General features: G+C 62.7%; 10 protein-coding genes. 4 read left to right on the top strand and 6 right to left on the bottom strand.

The window, feature by feature from the left end:
* Positions 1-399: 399 nt before the first annotated feature.
* Entirely contained in the window at positions 400-3,105 is a 2,706-nt protein-coding gene (locus KT882_RS08055; protein WP_161073306.1) for a TonB-dependent receptor, read from the top strand.
* Positions 3,106-3,170: 65 nt separating this feature from the next.
* Here the strand turns inward: KT882_RS08055 and gap are convergent, their stop codons facing one another.
* Both gap and tkt read right to left on the bottom strand, forming a co-directional pair.
* Positions 3,171-4,181 (bottom strand): type I glyceraldehyde-3-phosphate dehydrogenase, encoded by a 1,011-nt coding sequence (gene gap / locus KT882_RS08050; protein WP_161073307.1) that lies wholly within the window; start codon positions 4,179-4,181, stop codon positions 3,171-3,173.
* A gap of 37 nt (positions 4,182-4,218) precedes the next feature.
* Positions 4,219-6,189, bottom strand: coding sequence for a transketolase (gene tkt / locus KT882_RS08045; RefSeq protein WP_228895229.1), 1,971 nt, complete (start codon positions 6,187-6,189; stop codon positions 4,219-4,221).
* Between the two features lie 148 nt (positions 6,190-6,337).
* Here tkt and KT882_RS08040 point away from each other — a divergent pair, with 148 nt between their 5' ends.
* The gene (locus tag KT882_RS08040) at positions 6,338-7,063 is read left to right on the top strand and encodes a 16S rRNA (uracil(1498)-N(3))-methyltransferase (RefSeq protein ID WP_228895227.1); all 726 of its coding nucleotides are present in this window, start codon (positions 6,338-6,340) and stop codon (positions 7,061-7,063) included.
* Between the two features lie 9 nt (positions 7,064-7,072).
* Here the strand turns inward: KT882_RS08040 and KT882_RS08035 are convergent, their stop codons facing one another.
* Complete coding sequence (locus tag KT882_RS08035) at positions 7,073-9,907, bottom strand: TonB-dependent receptor (protein WP_228895225.1); 2,835 nt, start codon at positions 9,905-9,907, stop codon at positions 7,073-7,075.
* A gap of 301 nt (positions 9,908-10,208) precedes the next feature.
* On the opposite strand from KT882_RS08035, the gene KT882_RS08030 reads away from it, so the two are divergent.
* On the top strand, positions 10,209-11,834 hold the full coding sequence (locus KT882_RS08030) for an NAD(P)/FAD-dependent oxidoreductase (protein WP_228895223.1): 1,626 nt from the start codon (positions 10,209-10,211) through the stop codon (positions 11,832-11,834).
* Between the two features lie 36 nt (positions 11,835-11,870).
* Here the strand turns inward: KT882_RS08030 and KT882_RS08025 are convergent, their stop codons facing one another.
* A complete protein-coding gene (locus KT882_RS08025; protein ID WP_228895221.1) occupies positions 11,871-12,650 on the bottom strand; it encodes a tetratricopeptide repeat protein in 780 nt (259 codons plus the stop codon).
* Positions 12,651-12,742: 92 nt separating this feature from the next.
* The gene (locus KT882_RS08020) at positions 12,743-15,826 is read right to left on the bottom strand and encodes a TonB-dependent receptor (RefSeq protein ID WP_228895219.1); all 3,084 of its coding nucleotides are present in this window, start codon (positions 15,824-15,826) and stop codon (positions 12,743-12,745) included.
* 431 nt (positions 15,827-16,257) lie between these two features.
* Here KT882_RS08020 and KT882_RS08015 point away from each other — a divergent pair, with 431 nt between their 5' ends.
* Positions 16,258-16,434 carry a hypothetical protein gene (locus KT882_RS08015; RefSeq protein ID WP_228895218.1) on the top strand — a complete coding sequence of 59 codons (177 nt, stop codon included), beginning with the start codon at positions 16,258-16,260 and terminating at the stop codon, positions 16,432-16,434.
* Between the two features lie 22 nt (positions 16,435-16,456).
* On the opposite strand, the gene KT882_RS08010 is transcribed toward KT882_RS08015, so the two are convergent.
* Positions 16,457-17,431 carry a magnesium and cobalt transport protein CorA gene (locus tag KT882_RS08010; RefSeq protein ID WP_228895216.1) on the bottom strand — a complete coding sequence of 325 codons (975 nt, stop codon included), beginning with the start codon at positions 17,429-17,431 and terminating at the stop codon, positions 16,457-16,459.
* Positions 17,432-17,448 lie beyond the last annotated feature (17 nt).

Raw genomic sequence — 17,448 nt, 5'->3', positions numbered from 1 at the left:
CGTTTCCCTACGTCATCCGGCGCCGCCCCCGCGGCGCTTTTTTTTCGCCCGTATGGTGCGCAAGGGACGCCAGTGTGCCCGATGCTGGCGCGATCGCGCCAATATCTGGCATAGATCAGCGGCAACTTGCCCATCTGCATACTGTGGCAAGCCCACAACATTGCCATCCGGCCTACGGCGCTCGATACAAATTGTAATACCTGTGTAATCCGCCATCCGCCTAGCTAAGTGAAACACTTACGCACATCGCGCAAGCACAAACAGCGCTGTCAAGGGCCGCTTTGTTTCAATTGCGTTACATAAGTACATTTGACACCCTATTCCACGCGGTGTCTGATAGACCGATTGGCAATCCCAGAAGGGCTGCTAATGCATCAGACACTCTTAAGGAAAAAAACTATGTTGATCGAGAAATCTTTGGCGCGCTCGCTGCGCGTCGTATTTTCCGGAGGCGCAGCGATTGTGGGCCTCGGCATGCTGGCCCAACCGGCCATCGCGCAAAATGCGCCTATCCAGCGCGTTGAAATCACCGGCTCGGCCATTAAACGCATCGACGCGGAAACCGCAGTGCCGGTCACCGTGGTTAAAATGGACGACCTGAAAAAACAGGGTATCACCACGATTGAACAGGTTATGTCCAACCTGAGCTCGGTTCAAACCAACCAGGGCACCAGCCAGGTTGTGGGCCTGAGCACCGGCGGCGCATCGTTCGCCGACCTGCGCGGCATAGGCGCAAATAAAACCCTGGTCCTGCTGAATGGCCGCCGCCTGGCGAATAACGCCTTCGACAGCTCGGCCCCCGACCTGAATATGATTCCATTCGCCGCGCTGGAGCGCGTCGAAGTATTGCGCGATGGCGCATCCTCGCTGTACGGTTCCGACGCGGTGGGCGGCGTGATTAACTTTATCACCCGTAAGGACTACACCGGCGTCACCGTTACCGGCGGCATCGATTCCCCGAATAAAAAAGGCGGCGGTTCCAACAGCGCCAATATCGGCGTAGGCTACGGCAATCTGGACACCGACGGCTTTAATATCTTCGCCATGGGCGACCACCAGGTGCAGCGCCGCATCAACGGCCTGCAGCGCGATTTCAACAAGCGCTATCCAGGCGGCCTGTCGCCAACCACCAGCCCGGCCAACTATTACCAGGACGGCAACAGCGGCAACCCTGCCGCGCCCAACTGCACCAGCTCGCCCAACCTGATCCCGGACGCCACCGGCAGCGGCTGCCAGATGACCACCTCCTCCTTCGTGGACTACATTCCCAAGAGCGAGCGCAACACCGGCCTGATCAAAGGCACGATGAAACTGAACGCCGACCACGAACTGGGCCTGGAATACCTGATCTCCAAGAACACCGTCGGTAGCCAGATCGCTCCCGTGCCATACGGCGGCCTGTACCAGAACCGCGTGCGTCCGGACGGCTCGCTGAATCCTTACTACCCTGGCAACCCTGGCGCGATCACCCCGAACGTGCCGCTGAGCCCGACCTACACCGAAGAAAACACCCCTGCCGGCGTGCTGCCGGGCTTCGTGCACGTGAAATGGCGCGACCTGCCGAACGGCTCGCGCGCAGGCGACGACGTGAACACCCAGCAGCGCTTCATCGCGTCGCTGAAGGGCACCGTGGCAGGCTGGGACTACGAGGCAGCCTTCACCTACAATGAAAACAAGGTGAAAAGCAATCTGCTCGGCTACAGCGACGGCGGCATCATCACCAAGGGCGTGCGCGACGGCGTGATCAACCCTTACGGCGAGCAAAGCGCCGCCGGCATGGCGCTGATCGAAAGCGCCGCGCTGAACGGCAATATCCAGAACGCCAAAGGCACGATGAAGGGCATCGACGCCCACGCCAGCCGCGAACTGGGCGACTGGTTCAGCGCCGGCCGTCCAGCCGCCCTGGCCATCGGCGGCCAGTTCGACAAGCAGGACTTCCACAGCGCGGCCAACACCGAGTACGCTGAAAAAGTGGTGGCCTCCACCGGTATCGACCCGAACACGCTGAACGAAGGTTCGCGCAAGGTCAGCGCCGTGTACGCCGAGCTGAACATGGCCCTGCTGAAGGACCTGGACGTGACCGCCGCCGTGCGTTACGACAAATACAACGACTTCGGCAACACCACCAATCCGAAGTTCGGCTTCCGCTACCAGCCGAACAAGACCGTGCTGCTGCGCGGCTCCTACTCGACCGGCTTCCGCGCCCCGTCGCTGTACGAGATCAACTCGGCCCAGACCTACACCAACACCAACCAGTACGACGATCCGGTCAACTGCCCGGGCGGCAACCCGATTCCGGGCAAGCCGGCGGCGGCCAACTGCCAGCAGCAGTTCCAGTCCCTGACGGGCGGCAACAAGGCGCTGGCGCCTGAAGAGTCGACCAACTACGCGCTGGGCATCGTCATCGAGCCGGTCAACAACCTGTCGATGAGCCTGGACCTGTGGAAGCTGAAACTGGAACACCAGATCGGCCAGCTGAACCAGGACGACGTGTTCGGCGACCCGGTCAAGTACGCCGCGCTGTTCCACCGCACCGCCTCCGGCAACCTGGCGACCGACGGTTCGCAGTGCCCCAACCCGCTGACCTGCGGCTATGTCGACCTGCGCACCCAGAACCTGGGCGGCGTGAACACCGACGGCCTGGACATCAGCGTGAACTACAAGTGGCGCAGCGCCGACTACGGCAACACCACCCTGGCTCTGAACAGCACCTATGTGCACAAGTATGAGTACCAGAACAACGACGGCGGCGAATGGCACCAGAACGTGGGCGTGTTCTCCGGCACCGGCCCGATCTTCCGCTGGCAGAACAACGCCAGTGTGAACTGGACCAAGGGCATCTGGGGCGCCGGCCTGTCCGCGCACTCGAAGACCGGCTATATCGACCAGGATCCTGAATTCCGCGTCGCTTCCTACACCACCTGGGACGGCTATGCGACCGCGAACTTCATGAAAAACCTGTCGCTGACGCTGGGCGTGCGCAATCTGTTCGACCGCACCCCGCCGCTGTCCTACCAGACCGAGACCTTCCAGGCTGGCTACGATCCGCGCTTCACCGATCCTAAGGGCCGCACCTTCTACGCCCGCGCCACCTACAACTTCTGATGTAGACGGGCGAAAAAAAACCTCCCGGACGCGAGTCCGGGAGGTTTTTTTACGTCTGAAGCAAATTACTTGGCAGTCATCAGCGCCACGGTGGTGTCCAGCATGCGGTTGCTGAAGCCCCACTCATTGTCGTACCACGACGAAACCTTGACCAGGCGGCCCGACACTTTGGTCAGGGTCGAGTCGAAGTTCGACGAAGCAGGATTGTGGTTGAAGTCGATCGATACCAGCGGTTCGGTCTGGTAGGTCAGCACTTCTTTCAGCGCGCCTTCGGAAGCGGCTTTCATCAGCGCGTTGACTTCGTCCACGGTGGTGTCGCGCGAGGCGATGAAGGACAGGTCGACCAGCGACACGTTGATGGTCGGCACGCGGATCGCGAAACCGTCCAGCTTGCCGTTCAGCTCAGGCAACACCAGGCCGACCGCGGCGGCGGCGCCGGTCTTGGTCGGGATCATGGACATGGTGGCCGAACGGGCGCGGCGCAGGTCTTCATGCATCACGTCGGACAGCACCTGGTCGTTGGTGTAGGCGTGCACGGTGGTCATCAGGCCGGTTTCGAGGCCGATGGCGTCGTGCAGGGGCTTGACCAGCGGGGCCAGGCAGTTGGTGGTGCAGGAAGCGTTCGAGATCACGGTGTCGGTGGACTTCAGCACGTGCTGGTTCACGCCGTACACGATGGTCGCGTCCACGTCCTTGCCGCCCGGTGCGGAGATGATGACTTTCTTGGCGCCGCCCTTCAGGTGGGCCGAAGCCTTTTCCTTGGTGGTGAAGAAGCCGGTGCACTCCAGCACCACGTCCACGCCCAGGTCGCCCCATGGGATTTCAGCCGGATTGCGCTGCGCGAAGACGCGGATCACGTCGCCGTTGACGATCATATTGTCGCCGTCCACCGTCACGGTGCCGGGGAACTTGCCGTGCGCGGTGTCGTAGCGGGTCAGGTGCGCGTTCGACTTGGCGTCGCCCAGGTCGTTAATGGCAACGATCTGGATGTCTTGCTTTTTGCCGCCTTCGTAGAAAGCACGCAGTACATTACGGCCGATGCGGCCATAGCCATTGATTGCTACTTTGATCGTCATACTAAGCTCCTGATGAAATAAAAAGGGTTAAGCAGTATTAGGCAACCAGAACGGATTTAACTTTGGCCACGACGTTTTCCACCGTGAAGCCGAAATGCTTGAACAGCACAGGCGCGGGAGCGGACTCGCCGAAGGTGTCGATGCCGACCACGGCGCCTTCCAGGCCCACGTATTTGTACCAGAAATCGGTCACGCCGGCTTCGATGGCGACGCGCGGCGTGCCTTTGGTCAATACGCTGGCCTTGTAGGCGGCGTCCTGGCGGTCGAACACGTCGGTCGACGGCATGGACACCACGCGCGCGGCGATGCCTTCGGCGGCCAGCGCGCTGGCGGCGTTGACGGCCAGTTCCACCTCGGAACCGGTGGCGATCAGGATGACCTTGGCGTCGGCCACGTCGTTCAGCACGTAGCCGCCCTTGGCGATATTGGCCACCACGGCGGCGCTGCGCTCCATGTACGGCAGGTTCTGGCGCGAGAAGATCAGGGTCGACGGGCCGTTCTTGCGCTTGACCGCTTCGCCCCATGCCACCATCGATTCGACGGTGTCGGCAGGACGCCAGTTGTCCAGGCCCGGAATCAGGCGCAGCGACGAGACGTGCTCGACGGACTGGTGGGTCGGGCCGTCTTCGCCCAGGCCGATGGAGTCGTGGGTGAACACGAACAGCGAGCGCTGCTTCATCAGGGCGGCCATGCGCAGGGCGTTGCGGCTGTAGTCCGAGAAGGTCAGGAAGGTGGCGCCGAACGGGATGTAGCCGCCGTGCAGGGCGACGCCGTTCATGATGGCGCTCATGCCGAACTCGCGCACGCCGTAGTTGATGTGGTTGCCGGTCTTGCCGGAACGCAGGTTGACGGACTCTTTCCAGTTGGTCAGGTTGGAGCCGGTCAGGTCGGCCGAGCCGCCCAGGAACTCAGGCAGCACGGGGGCCAGGGCCTGGATGGCGTTCTGGCTGGCCTTGCGGGTGGCGATGGTTTCTTTCTTGTCCACGCAGGCGGCCACGGCGGCGGCCAGGGTGGCGTCGAAATTGGCCGGCAGCTCGCCTGCCATGCGGCGCGCCAGTTCGGCGGCTTCCGCAGGGAACTTGGCGCTATATTCGGCGAATTTCGCGTTCCAGTCGGCTTCGTGCTGCGCGCCGGCGGCTTTCGCGTCCCACGCGGCGTACACGTCGGCAGGGATTTCGAACGGGGCCGGGGTCCAGCCGATGTACTCGCGCACGGCGGCGATTTCCTTGTCGCCCAGCGCGGCGCCGTGCACCTTGTCGCCGCCCTGCAGGTTGGGCGAGCCCTTGCCGATAATGGTCTTGCAGCAGATCAGCGTAGGCTTGTCGGATTGCTTCGCGGCGGCGATGGCGGCGTCGACCGCGGCAACGTCGTGGCCGTCGACGGCGCGGATCACGTTCCAGCCGTAGGCTTCGAAGCGTTTCGGGGTGTCGTCGGTGAACCAGCCTTCGACCTTGCCGTCGATGGAGATGCCGTTGTCGTCGTACAGGGCGATCAGTTTTTTCAGGCCCAGGGTGCCGGCCAGCGAGCACACTTCATGCGAAATGCCTTCCATCAGGCAGCCATCGCCCACGAAGGCGTAGGTATAGTGGTCCACCACGTCCAGGCCAGGCTTGTTGAACTCGGCCGCCAGCAGGTACTCGGCCAGCGCCATGCCGACCGCGTTGGCGATGCCCTGGCCCAGCGGGCCGGTGGTGGTTTCCACGCCCGGGGTGATGTCCACTTCCGGGTGGCCCGGGGTTTTCGAGTGCATCTGGCGGAAGGCGCGGATGTCGTCCATGGTCACGGCGTAGCCGGCCAGGTGCAGCAGCGCGTAGTGCAGCATGGAGCCGTGGCCGTTCGACAGCAGGAAGCGGTCGCGGTTCAGCCATTTCGGGTTGGCGGGATTGTGGCGGTGATGACCGCTCCACAGCGCGACAGCGATTTCAGCCATGCCCATGGGCATGCCTGGGTGGCCGGAATTGGCCTTCTGTACAGCGTCCATTGCCAGCGCGCGGATCGCGTTGGCCATTTGAGTGGTTGGGAGCGTAGTAGTCATCGTGGTGATTGCGGAAGGTTTGAAATAGGGTAAAGCCTGCTTGCTTGAACCAAGTATTTTACCAGACCGGGGGGCTGCCCATTAAAATTACGCATCCAATCGCACTCACCAAGGCCTCCGCATGCCCCGTTTCTACTGCCCGCAGCCGCTCGCCATCGGCCTCACCATCGACCTGCCGGAAGCGGTCGCCCACCATGTGCACGTGGTGCGCCTGGCCCCGGGCGAGGCCGTCACGCTGTTCAACGGCGACGGCGGCGAGTACACGGCGGTGCTGCAGACGGTGGAAAAACGCCGCGCCAGCGCCGAAATCAAAGCCCATACGGCGCGCGAGGCCGAACTGCCCTACGCGGTGACGGTGGCGCAGGCGCTGCCGGAAGCGTCCAAGATGGACTGGATTATCGAAAAAGCCGTGGAACTGGGCGCGGCCGCCTTCCAGCCGCTGGCCGCGCGCCGCTGCGTGGTCAGGCTGTCGGGCGATCGCGCTGAAAAGAAATTAGCACATTGGCAAGGCGTGATTATCTCGGCCTGCGAGCAAGCCGGCCGCAACCGGGTGCCGCAACTGGCACCGGTGGACGAGTTCAAGGACTGGATCGCGCAGCAAGACCTGCACCGCCGCGTGATCCTGACCCCGCGCGCCACCCAGTCGCTGGCCGACTGGGCGCGCCACCAGCCGCCGCAGGCGCTGACCATCATGGTCGGTCCCGAAGGCGGCTTCTCGGACGACGAGGAAAACCTGGCCGTCGCCCAGGGCGCGCTGCCCCTGTCCATGGGGCCGCGCATCCTGCGCACCGAGACGGCCGCGCTGGCCGCCCTGGCCGCATTGAATGCCAGCTGGGGCGGCATGTAAGGCGCTACATCAGAACTTGTAGTTGGCCTTGACGGTGAAGAAGCGGCCGCGCGCGCTGTGCAGCGCCGAGTTGTAGCCCGCCACCGAGTACGACGGATCGTACGGCGCCTTGGTATTGAACGCGTTGGCCACGTTAAACGTCAGCACGGTGTTGCGGAAGCCGGTGTAGGCATAGGCCAGGTCCAGCGTGGCCATGGACTTCACTTTGCACTCGGGATAGAACTTGGTGTAGTTCTCGTTGCGGTTGGCGCGGCCGTATTCGCAGTACGGCTCCTCGTACGGGCCAACCTTGCCGTCCTCCTGCACGCTGTAGGCCGCCATCATCGAAATCGACGAGATGTAGTTGGCGGTGGCCGTCAGGCTGTGCTGCTGGATGCTCCAGGTGGACGACAGCGACGCGCGCAGGCGCGGGATTTCGCCCACGCTGGTGGTGTCGTTGTAGACCGCGCCGTTGGTGCCGACCAGGTCTATCATCGGGTCGCCTTCGGACTGGGCCTTCTTGTAGCTCAGCGTGTAGCTGGCGTTCAGGCGGCTGGCCAGCTTGCCGTAGGCGCCCAGGTTGTTGCGCAGCGCCAGCTCCAGGTCGATGCCGCTGGTGCGGGTGCCGCCGGCATTGATGTAGGGCGTTTCAATGCTGATCAGCGGGCCCGAGTTCGGGATCAGGTTGTTGCTGGCGTCGCGCAGCCAGGTGCCCTGGTTCTGGTCACGCTTGACGCGGCTGGCCAGCTTGGGATCGTTGATCACCGCCACCGGCGACATCAGGTCGGTTTCCTTGTCCTTGCGGATGTTGTAGTAGTCGAACAGGATGTCGAAATTGTTCGCCGGCGAGAAGATCAGGCCGGCCGTGAAGCTCTTCGAGGTTTCCGGCACCAGGTCCTTGTTCGATGCGGCCACGCCCGACAGGCTCTTCAGGCAGTCGGTCGCGTCGGCGCCCGGCTTGCCGCAGCGCAGCTTGTCCTCGAAGCTGTTCAGGAAGTACTGCGTGCCGCCGTCCACCATCTGCGTCAGCGACGGCGCGCGGAAGCCTTCCGAGTAGGTGCCGCGCACGGCCAGGGTCGGGCTCACGGTCCACTTCACGCCCGCCTTGGGCGTGAAGCTGCCTGAGAAGCCGTCATATTTGTCGTAGCGGCCGGCCAGTTCCACGTCCACCGACTTGAGCACCGGCAGGCGCACCTCGGAGAACACCGAACGCACGTCGCGCTTGGCTTGCGAATACTGGTTGGCCAGGCCGATGATCTCGCCCTTGACGGTGCGCGCGTCCGGCACGATGCTCATTTTCTCCTGCTTCAGCTCGGCGCCCACGGCCAGGCCGATGGCGCCGCCGGCCAGCTGGCCCAGCTCGGTGCTGCCCTTGATGTCCCACTGGGTGATGCTGGCCTTGCCGTCCAGCGGCGAGTCCACCGTCACGCCCGGCGTGCCGGCAATGGTTTTCAGGGGCACGTTCTCGGTCACCAGGCGCTGCACGATAGGCAGGTACAGGAAGCCGTTCGACACCTGGTGGCGCTTGGACTCGTTGTACAGCAGGCCGGTATCCCAGTCCCAGTTGAAGTGGCTGCCCTTCAGGCCGGCCAGCAGACGGGTCGAGGTGTTTTCGTTCGAGCTGCCGCCCTTGGCGTCGGTGAAGCGGTAGTTGACCGCCACCGGCACCGCGCCGGCCGTGCCGCGGGTCGGGTTGTCCGGATGGTTCACGCCCAGGATGGGCTGGAAGCTGATGCCGGGTCCGTCTTTCGGGAACACCGTGGTCTTGTTGCGCGACAGGGTGCGCGACACGCCTGCGTATTCCAGCTCCGATTTGCTGTAAGACGCTTCGGCGAAGGCGCGGATATTGGCGTCCACCTTGAATTCGGCGCGCGCCAGCACGTTCGAGCTCTCCGCCTTGCCCTGCGCGTCCTCATACTGCCAGCCGTCGTAGTTGCAGAACTTGTTGCCGATCATGACGTCCGAGGCCAGCATCGGCACCAGCGCGGTGGAACCGGTGCGGATGTCGGCCGGGTTGCAGCTCAGGTCGGCCGACACATAGCGGTTGAAGGAGCCGCTGCCCAGGCGCGATTCCTTGAAGAACACCGGATACTGGCTCACGCTGCTGTAGTAGTTGCTCAGGCGCCCGTCCATGGCGCGCGACTGGTCGGCGTGCACGGCGCGCGCTTCGGCGATCGGGGTGCGGTCGCGCCGGGAGAAGTCGAAGGCGACGAAGGCGTTGAAGCGGTCCTCTTCCAGGTCGCCGAAACCGTAGGCGCCGCTGATGCCGCTGCGGCCGAAGTTGCCGTAGCCGTCCTGGCTGCGCTGGGCGGTGATGTCGCCGCCCTTGAAATTGCTCTTGGTGATGAAGTTAATTACGCCGGCAATCGCGTCCGAACCGTACACGGCCGAACCGCCGTCCTTCAGGATCTCGACGCGTTCCAGCGCCGACAGCGGGATGGAATTCAGGTCGTACTGGGTGGACTGGCCGGCGTTCGGGTCGGCGTAAGCGGCCGGCGACATGCGGCGGCCGTTGATCAGCACCAGCGTGGAAGCCGAACCCAGGTTGCGCAGCGAGGCGGTGGCCAGGCCCTTGGAGAAGCCGCCGTCGCGCGAGTCGACCTGGTTGGACGAACCGAGCGCGGGCACTTTGGCCATCAGGTCGGCGACGCTGACGGCGCCGGACTGCTCGATCTCTTTCTTGGAAATCACTTGCACCACCGACGGATTCTCCGTCGAAGTGCGCTTCAGGTTGGAACCGGTGACGATCACGCGCTCGATCGGCGCATCAGCCGCCGGGGCCGCTTGAATTTGCGCCGCCGCGAACTCGCTCCAGCCCGCGGTACCCAGCAGTGCAATGGCCTGCACTATCAATTTTTTCTTCACTTTTTCTCCAGTCGAGGAAAGACCGGCGGCGCCCTCGTGAGGCGCATTGCCAGCCATTAATCGGCCCGGCTGCGCTCCGACAGCAGGGTCCGTCGCCGAGTATAGACATAGCAATTCGTAAAGATTGTTACTTTCCGATGTTAACCGGATAATATTGTCAATTTACAACAGCACCAAAGTGGTGCAAGCCGCCACGCTGGACGGGCACCCTGCCCCGTGCTACGATTGCCGGTTACGCGCCGTGCGCGCGCACTATCACTCCCTATCAACCTGCTTGATAACTACAAGCACAGGAACCGCCATGCTCAGACTGAACGAAGTAAAGCTCCCGCTCGACCATACCGAAGAACAACTGACCGCCGCCATCCTGGCCCGCCTGCACATCGAGCCGGCCCAGCTGTCCGGCTACACGGTCTACAAGCGCAGCTACGACGCGCGCAAGAAGTCCGCCATCGTGCTGATCTACTCGCTAGACGTGGAAACCACCGCCGACGCCGCCATCCTCAAGGCCAATGCGCGCGACAGCCATTTGATGCCTTCGCCGGACACCAGCTATAAATATGTGGCGCAGAACGTCAACGCGAACGGCGCGCAGCCGCGCCCGGTGGTCATCGGCATGGGGCCGTGCGGCCTGTTCGCCGCGCTGATCCTGGCGCAGATGGGCCTCAAGCCCATCATCCTGGAACGCGGCAAGACCGTGCGCGAGCGCACCAAGGACACCTTCGGCTTCTGGCGCAAGCGCGAACTGAACCCGGAATCGAACGTGCAGTTCGGCGAAGGCGGCGCCGGCACCTTCTCGGACGGCAAGCTGTACAGCCAGATCAAGGATCCCAAGCACTACGGCCGCAAGGTGCTGACCGAGTTCGTCAAGGCCGGCGCGCCGGAGGAAATCATCTACGTCAGCAAGCCGCACATCGGCACTTTCCGACTAGTGAAAATGGTGGAAGCGATGCGCGAGGAAATCGTGTCACTGGGCGGCGAGATCCGCTTCTCGGCCAAGGTGGCCGACATCGAGATCGACGAGGCCAACGGCGAACGCCAGGTGCGCAGCCTGACCCTGGCCGACGGCGAACGCATCGCCACCGAGCACGTGGTGCTGGCCATCGGCCACAGCGCGCGCGACACTTTCGAGATGCTGTACGAGCGCGGCGTATTCATCGAGGCCAAGCCGTTTTCTATCGGCTTCCGGGTCGAGCACCCGCAGTCCATGATAGACGCCTGCCGCTTCGGCCCCAACGCCGGCCACCCCATCCTGGGCGCGGCCGACTACAAGCTGGTGCACCACGCCTCCAACGGCCGCGCGGTGTACAGCTTCTGCATGTGCCCGGGCGGCACCGTGGTGGCGGCCGCGTCCGAGCCGGGCCGCGTGGTGACCAACGGCATGAGCCAGTACTCGCGCGCCGAGCGCAACGCCAACAGCGCCATCGTGGTCAGTATTTCGCCGGAAGACTATCCTGGCCACCCGCTGGCCGGCATCGAGTTCCAGCGCAGGCTGGAGGAAAAAGCTTTCGAGCTGGGCGGCTCCAACTACAGCGCGCCGGGCCAGCTGATGGGCGACTTCGTGGCGGGCCGTCCGTCCACCGAGTTCGGCGCCGTGGTGCCTTCGTACAAGCCGCAGGTGCAGCTGACCGACCTGGCCACCATCCTGCCGGAGTTCGCGGTGACCGCGCTGCGCGAAGCCTTCCCGGCCTTCGACAAGCAGGTCAAGGGCTACTTCAAGCACGACGCGGTGCTGACCGGCCTGGAAACCCGCACCTCCTCGCCGATCCGCATCAAGCGCCGCGACGACGACCTGCAAAGCTTGAACACGCGCGGCCTGTTCCCGGCCGGCGAAGGCGCGGGCTACGCTGGCGGCATCCTGTCGGCCGGCGTGGACGGCATCAAGGTGGCCGAGGCGGTGGCGCTGTCGATGGCGGCCAAGGACTAATTCCGGGCAGGACGGCGTCTGGCGGCCGGCCCCCGGCTAGCGGCCGGCCTTCTGGGCGTCCAGCGCCGCGCGCGCGCGTTGCGTGGTGTCGTCGATCTCGCGCTGGCGCTGGCGGGCATCGTCCTCGGTTTTACGCGCCATGCCCACCGTGTAGACCCGGGTCGCCTCGGCCCAGGCGTCGTTGGCGGCAATCAGGCGCTTGGCGCGCGCACCCGCATCGGCCGCCACGGCCTCATACGCCTTGCTCATGCCCGAACGCGCCTGCTGCAGCTCGGTTACGCTCATCAGCTTGGCCAGGTCGGGCGGAATCGCCTTGCCGGGTGGTAGCGATGCGTCCAGATTCGCCACAAAGCGGTCATAGCACGCGCGCCAGGTCTTCATCGTGGCGCTGAGCGCCTTGATGTCGGGCTGCAGCACCGATTTCTCAGGGAACACCGGCTCGACACAGCCGAACTTCTCATATTTCACGTCGGCGCCGTCATACGCGCTGACATAGTAGGCAATTTCCGTCTTGCGCTTGCTGCGCAGCTGCATGGTCGCCAGCGATGCGGCGGCGTCCGCGTTGCCGCGCGCCTGGGCCTGCCGGAGCCAGTGCTCGGCCCGTTCCATATTCTCGGGCACGCCCTCGCCAAAGCCATACATTTCACCCAGCATCAGCTGCGCGTCCGGCTGGCCGGCCGGCGCCAGCTTGCTGAAGATGCGGAATGCGCTGGCATAGTCCTGCCGGTCCCATGCGGCCACGCCATCCGCCAACTCATCGGCACGGACCGCTGCCGACATCAGTACCAACATCAATAGCGCTAGCTGTTTTTTCATCACGCTCCCTATCCCAAGTAAAGTAAAAAGCCCGCATCGCTAGAAACGATGCGGGCTCATTCATGACATGCTTGCAGTAAGCACGAGCTCTATCAGAACTTGTGGTTGTACTCGGCAGTCAGTTTCACGCTGCGCGGATCGGTGGTGCTGATCACGCGTTCGAAGGTGTTGCGCAGGTTGTTGCCGTTGTTCCAGCGCTCTTCCACAGCCTGGGTGGTCTGCTCGTTGAAGACGTTGAAGATGTCCATCTTCAGCGACAGGCCCTTGACGATGTTAGGACGGTAGACCAGGTTCAGGTCCAGACGCTTGTCCCATGGCAGATTGCCCAGGGCGCCGCGCGGGGTCAGCACATTGGTCGCCACGGTCAGACCGCCGCAGTAGTGCGGACCGTTGCTGTAGTTAGGCGTGGTGCCGTCGAACAGGAAGCGGCCAACGCAGCTGTGTGGACGGCCGGCAGCCAGCAGCAGATTGCCGCCCACGGTCCACTCTTGCGCGACTTCGTAGAAGCCGTATGCCTTCACTTGGTGACGACGGTCATTGGCCAACGGACCATTGGCGCCGATCATCAGCTCCTTGTAGTCCCAGGTCTGGGTTGCAGCCACGTCGGTCTGGCCCACGTCGGACAGGGTCTGGCCTTCGGTGTTACCCGAGCTCTTCGACCAGGTGTAGTTCACCTTGCCGTACCAGCCGCCACGCAGTGGGTGCTCCAGGAAGAAGTCCAGGGCGCGGTATTTGCGTTCGGCTTTCGGGAAGCCCAGGTCGGCTGCGGACAGGTTGACCAGCGTCAGGTTCTTCGCGGTGCCGCCGTTGTTGGTCGAACCGCTGTAATCGACGTAGAAGGAATTGGCTTCGCCCGGATTGAAGTTGGCGCAACCGAAACCGGACCAGTTCGAGGTATCGATCTTGTTCGCGGCAGCATATTTCTCGAATGGACGGCCATCGCAGAAGTCGTCGATGGTCGAACCCAGTTTGCGGAAGGTGCCTTTCACGCCGAAGTTCAGGTCAGGCGAGAACGCGCGCTCGAAGCCCAGGGTGATTTCGTCCTGGTAGGTTGGCTTCAGATCCACTGCGGACAGGGTCTTCGGCTCCTTGGCCTGGCCGTATTCGTTGTTGCTCGAAGCCGGGGCGGACAGCTGGGTCAGGCCGGTAGGCGCACCGTTGGCATCCACACCGGTGTAGGCGAACGCCTGCGCGGTGAAGGTGGAACGGCCGGCGCCACGCACTGCCAGGTGGGTCGGGATTTGCAGGTGGTAACGGCCTGCGCTACCGAACACCTTGGTCGAAGCATCGCCGTTCATGTCCCACACTGCGCTCAGGCGCGGTGCGATCTGGTTCTTCTGCTCGATGTACTTGACGTGGTCGCCGTTCTGGTTGTCGAAGCCTTCGCGGCGCACACCTGCGGTGACCAGCAGGTTTTTGGTGACCTGCCAGCCGTCTTCGATGTACTGCGCGGTCTGATTCGAATACGCATCGGTCACGTCGGTGAACAGGTTCTTGGTCACGTAGTAACCCTGCTTGCCCAGCGGGCTGGTGCTGGTGCCCGGGCCTTTGGAGATGCCGCCGCCCAAGTCGAACGAAGCCATCGGATCGGCTGCATTGCGCAGGTAGGTCCAGGTGCCGCCGCCAATCGCCGATTCACCGGCGTTGTTCGAGCTCAGCTTGTTCTTGTCCAGACCAAAGCGAATCTTGTGCGTGCCCAGGCGGTATTCCAGGTCCAGGCGCAGCGACTCGATCTTATCCTTTGCGCCGGTAGGCAGAATGTTGCCGGTGGTGCTGGTGATGGTCTGCTTGTTGACGTAGTTGATGCCAGGCGCCATTGCGTCCGGCGCGAACGAGGCGACGAACAGGTTAGGATCGTAGCCTTCGAACTCGTTGATGTGCTTGGACTTCGAGCGGCCGTACAGGGCCTGGACGGTGAAGTCGTCGGTCAGATTGCCGGTGTACTTCAGGATCTGGACGTCGGCGCCGTTGTCGGCGATATTCTTCTCGACCTTCTTGGACGCGACCACATTGTCATGCGTATTCTTTTTAGGGTCGTAGCCGGTATTGGTGGTCTTGTTGGTCGGCGTATCGCCGATCAGCGACAGTTCCAGGCGATGGTTGTCGGTAATGTTCCAGTCGAACTTGCCGAAATAACGGTCAACCGTGCGCTTGGTGTTGTTCCAGCCGCCAGCCGGGGCGCCGTTCACGCGGATGCCGTTGATGGCGTCCGTGCCGTCGGTATTGGTGCGGGTGGTCTCGGCCGACAGGAACATGAACAGTTTATCCTGGATCAGCGGACCGCCTACGTAGGTGCCGTAACGGGTTTGCGTGCGGCTGTTGTCATGGCGGAAGCGGTAGACGCTGCCATCAGTGCCGGTGGGGCCGCCAAAATGGCCGGTATTGGCGAACTTCAGATCGCTCTGCTCGGAACGCAGACGGTTTGGCTCAATGCTGGCCATCGCGCCGAATTCCCAGTTGTTGGTACCGCTCTTGGTGGTGACGTTGACCACGCCGCCGACCGAACGGCCGAATTCAGCGCCGAAGCCGCCGGTCAGAATCTGCGCCTGGGCGATAGCGCCGAATGGCAGTTCCGAGGCGCCCAGCTGGGTCAGCGGGTTGGTGACAGGGAAACCGTTGATGTAGTACGCATTCTCAGATGCGCCGCCGCCTGCGAAGCTGGCGCCGCCTGCGTAACGGGGGTCGGCGCGCGTGGTGTTCGGCGCCAGCTGAATAATCGCGTCCACGTTCTGCGCGATAGGCAGTTTGGCCAGTTCACGCGAAGTGAACGTGGCGCCGTTGTTGGCGCTGGAAATGTCGATGCGGTTGCGGCGGCCCGTCACTTGCACGGCCTGCAGCGCTTCCGCGCCGAACACGGCTTCCGCACCCTGGCCGGCCAGCACCTCGACGGTGGCGGACGCGCCGGCAGTGGTCCCCTTCATCAGGGTGACGCTGTAGCGGCCGATAGGCAGGGCCGAGATGGAGAACGTGCCGCTGCCATCGACTGCGGTGGTTCGGGTTTGATTGGTGTCCAGGTTTTTGAACACGACGGTACTCGCCGCGCCTGGGGCAACCTTGCCGTAGATGTTACCGGACGCGTTCGACTGCGCCATGGCCGCCGGCGTAACGATAGCCGACATTGCAGAGGCCGCGAAGGCCAGCTGCAGCGCACGGACCAAAACTGTTTTCTTCAGCATATTTTTCCTAAGTGGTAAAAGCTAACGTAGTGCCTTGCTAAGGCGCCATTGGTTGCTTTGTTATTTATATGTTCCCGACTATTTGCAAAAGAGACGCTTCCAATCGCAGCGCAATTGGCCTTATTTAGACCAACTTCCGCTGCGATTAGATACAGATTCGACCATATGTAAAACTAGACTGTCAAACATGCAATCTTTCAGTTACTCCAAAAAACAACACAAGTTACATTTTGCTCAACGTTGTGTAACCATATGGTGCAGCGCGGCACGTTTTTAGTGCGCCAAATCCCCATTAAAGTGCCATTTTATGAGGAAAGACAGGTGAAAAATGCATATCATCGGGCCGCTTTGCTGCATGAAAAATAGGCAGCACTTGTAACCAAGGTAACTTTTGGTTGATGCAGACGGTGCCGGGAAAGTGGAATTTCGTGATGGAAAGAGACGGTCATCTTGTAGCTAAAACTCACAAAAACCGCCCTAAAAGAAGGGAAATTGATATTAAAAAATTATTCAAAAACACGATGAAAAAAGCCGTAAGCGCGTCTGCCGGATTACTATGGCGGTTAAAGGGGCAGAATATTGCGCTGCGGCGCAAACCTCAGTATTGATTTGAAAAGCGCGTTTTGGCGGCTATAGCCATCCGGCTTTGCGGAAGCGCCGGTACAAATACACGCAAGTGGCCGCCATCACGGCCAGGGCGGCCGGGTAGCCGTAGGGGGAGTCCAGCTCCGGCATGTGCTTGAAGTTCATGCCCCAGATGCCGGCGAATGCCGTCATTACGGCGAAAATGGCGGCGTAGGCGGCCAGCTTTTTGTTCACCTCGCCGTCGTCGATGGCCACCATGGACAGGTGCACCTGGATCGCGGTGCTGATGGTGTCGCGGATGGAATCGAGGGTGGCGCTAATGCGCAGCAAGTGGTCGTGCACGTCGCGGAAGTATTCCTGGGAGTCGGCGCAGACGGCCGGCACGCGGCCGCCGTGCAGCTTGCCCACCGCGTCCAGCAATGGCGCCACGGCGTGGCGCAGCGCCAGCGCCTTGCGCTTGAGCGCGTACAGCCGCACGATATTGGCGCGCTGCGCGCTTTGCACGAAGATGCGCTCCTCGATCTGCTCCAGCTCGGTCTCCATGGCGTCGGCGATGGGGAAATAGCGGTCCACCACGGCGTCCATAATGGCATACAGCACGAAGGCCGGGCCTTGCTTGAGCAAATGCGGCTCGCGCTCGGCGCGCGCCCGCACGCCCAGCAGGTCCTTGCTGCTGTTCTGCCGGTTCGACAGCACATAGTTGGGGCCAACGAAGACGTCGACCTCGCCCACTACAAGCTCGTCCGGATCGTCCGCGCTCGACTCCACCGTCTTGACCACCACGAACAGCGAATCGCCGTATTCCTCGATCTTGGGGCGCTGGTGGCCCCGGCTGGCGTCCTCCACGGCCAGTTCATGCAGGCCGAACTCCTCCTGCATGACGGCCAGCTCGCCCGCGTCGCCGTCGCGCAGCGCCACCCAGACAAAGCAGTCGCCGCGCGCCACGTAGTCGCTGATCGCGGCAACGGGCACGTCGGCCAGCTTACGTCCATCCTGGTAGGCAACACAATTGATCAGCATAGGGGGCGGCTCCGGCG

The organism is Pseudoduganella aquatica (assembly GCF_020865585.1).
In the GTDB taxonomy this organism is placed as follows: domain Bacteria; phylum Pseudomonadota; class Gammaproteobacteria; order Burkholderiales; family Burkholderiaceae_D; genus Rugamonas; species Rugamonas aquatica_A.
Note: the sequence above shows the minus strand (reverse complement) of the source record. Positions and strands in the feature narration are given on the sequence as shown.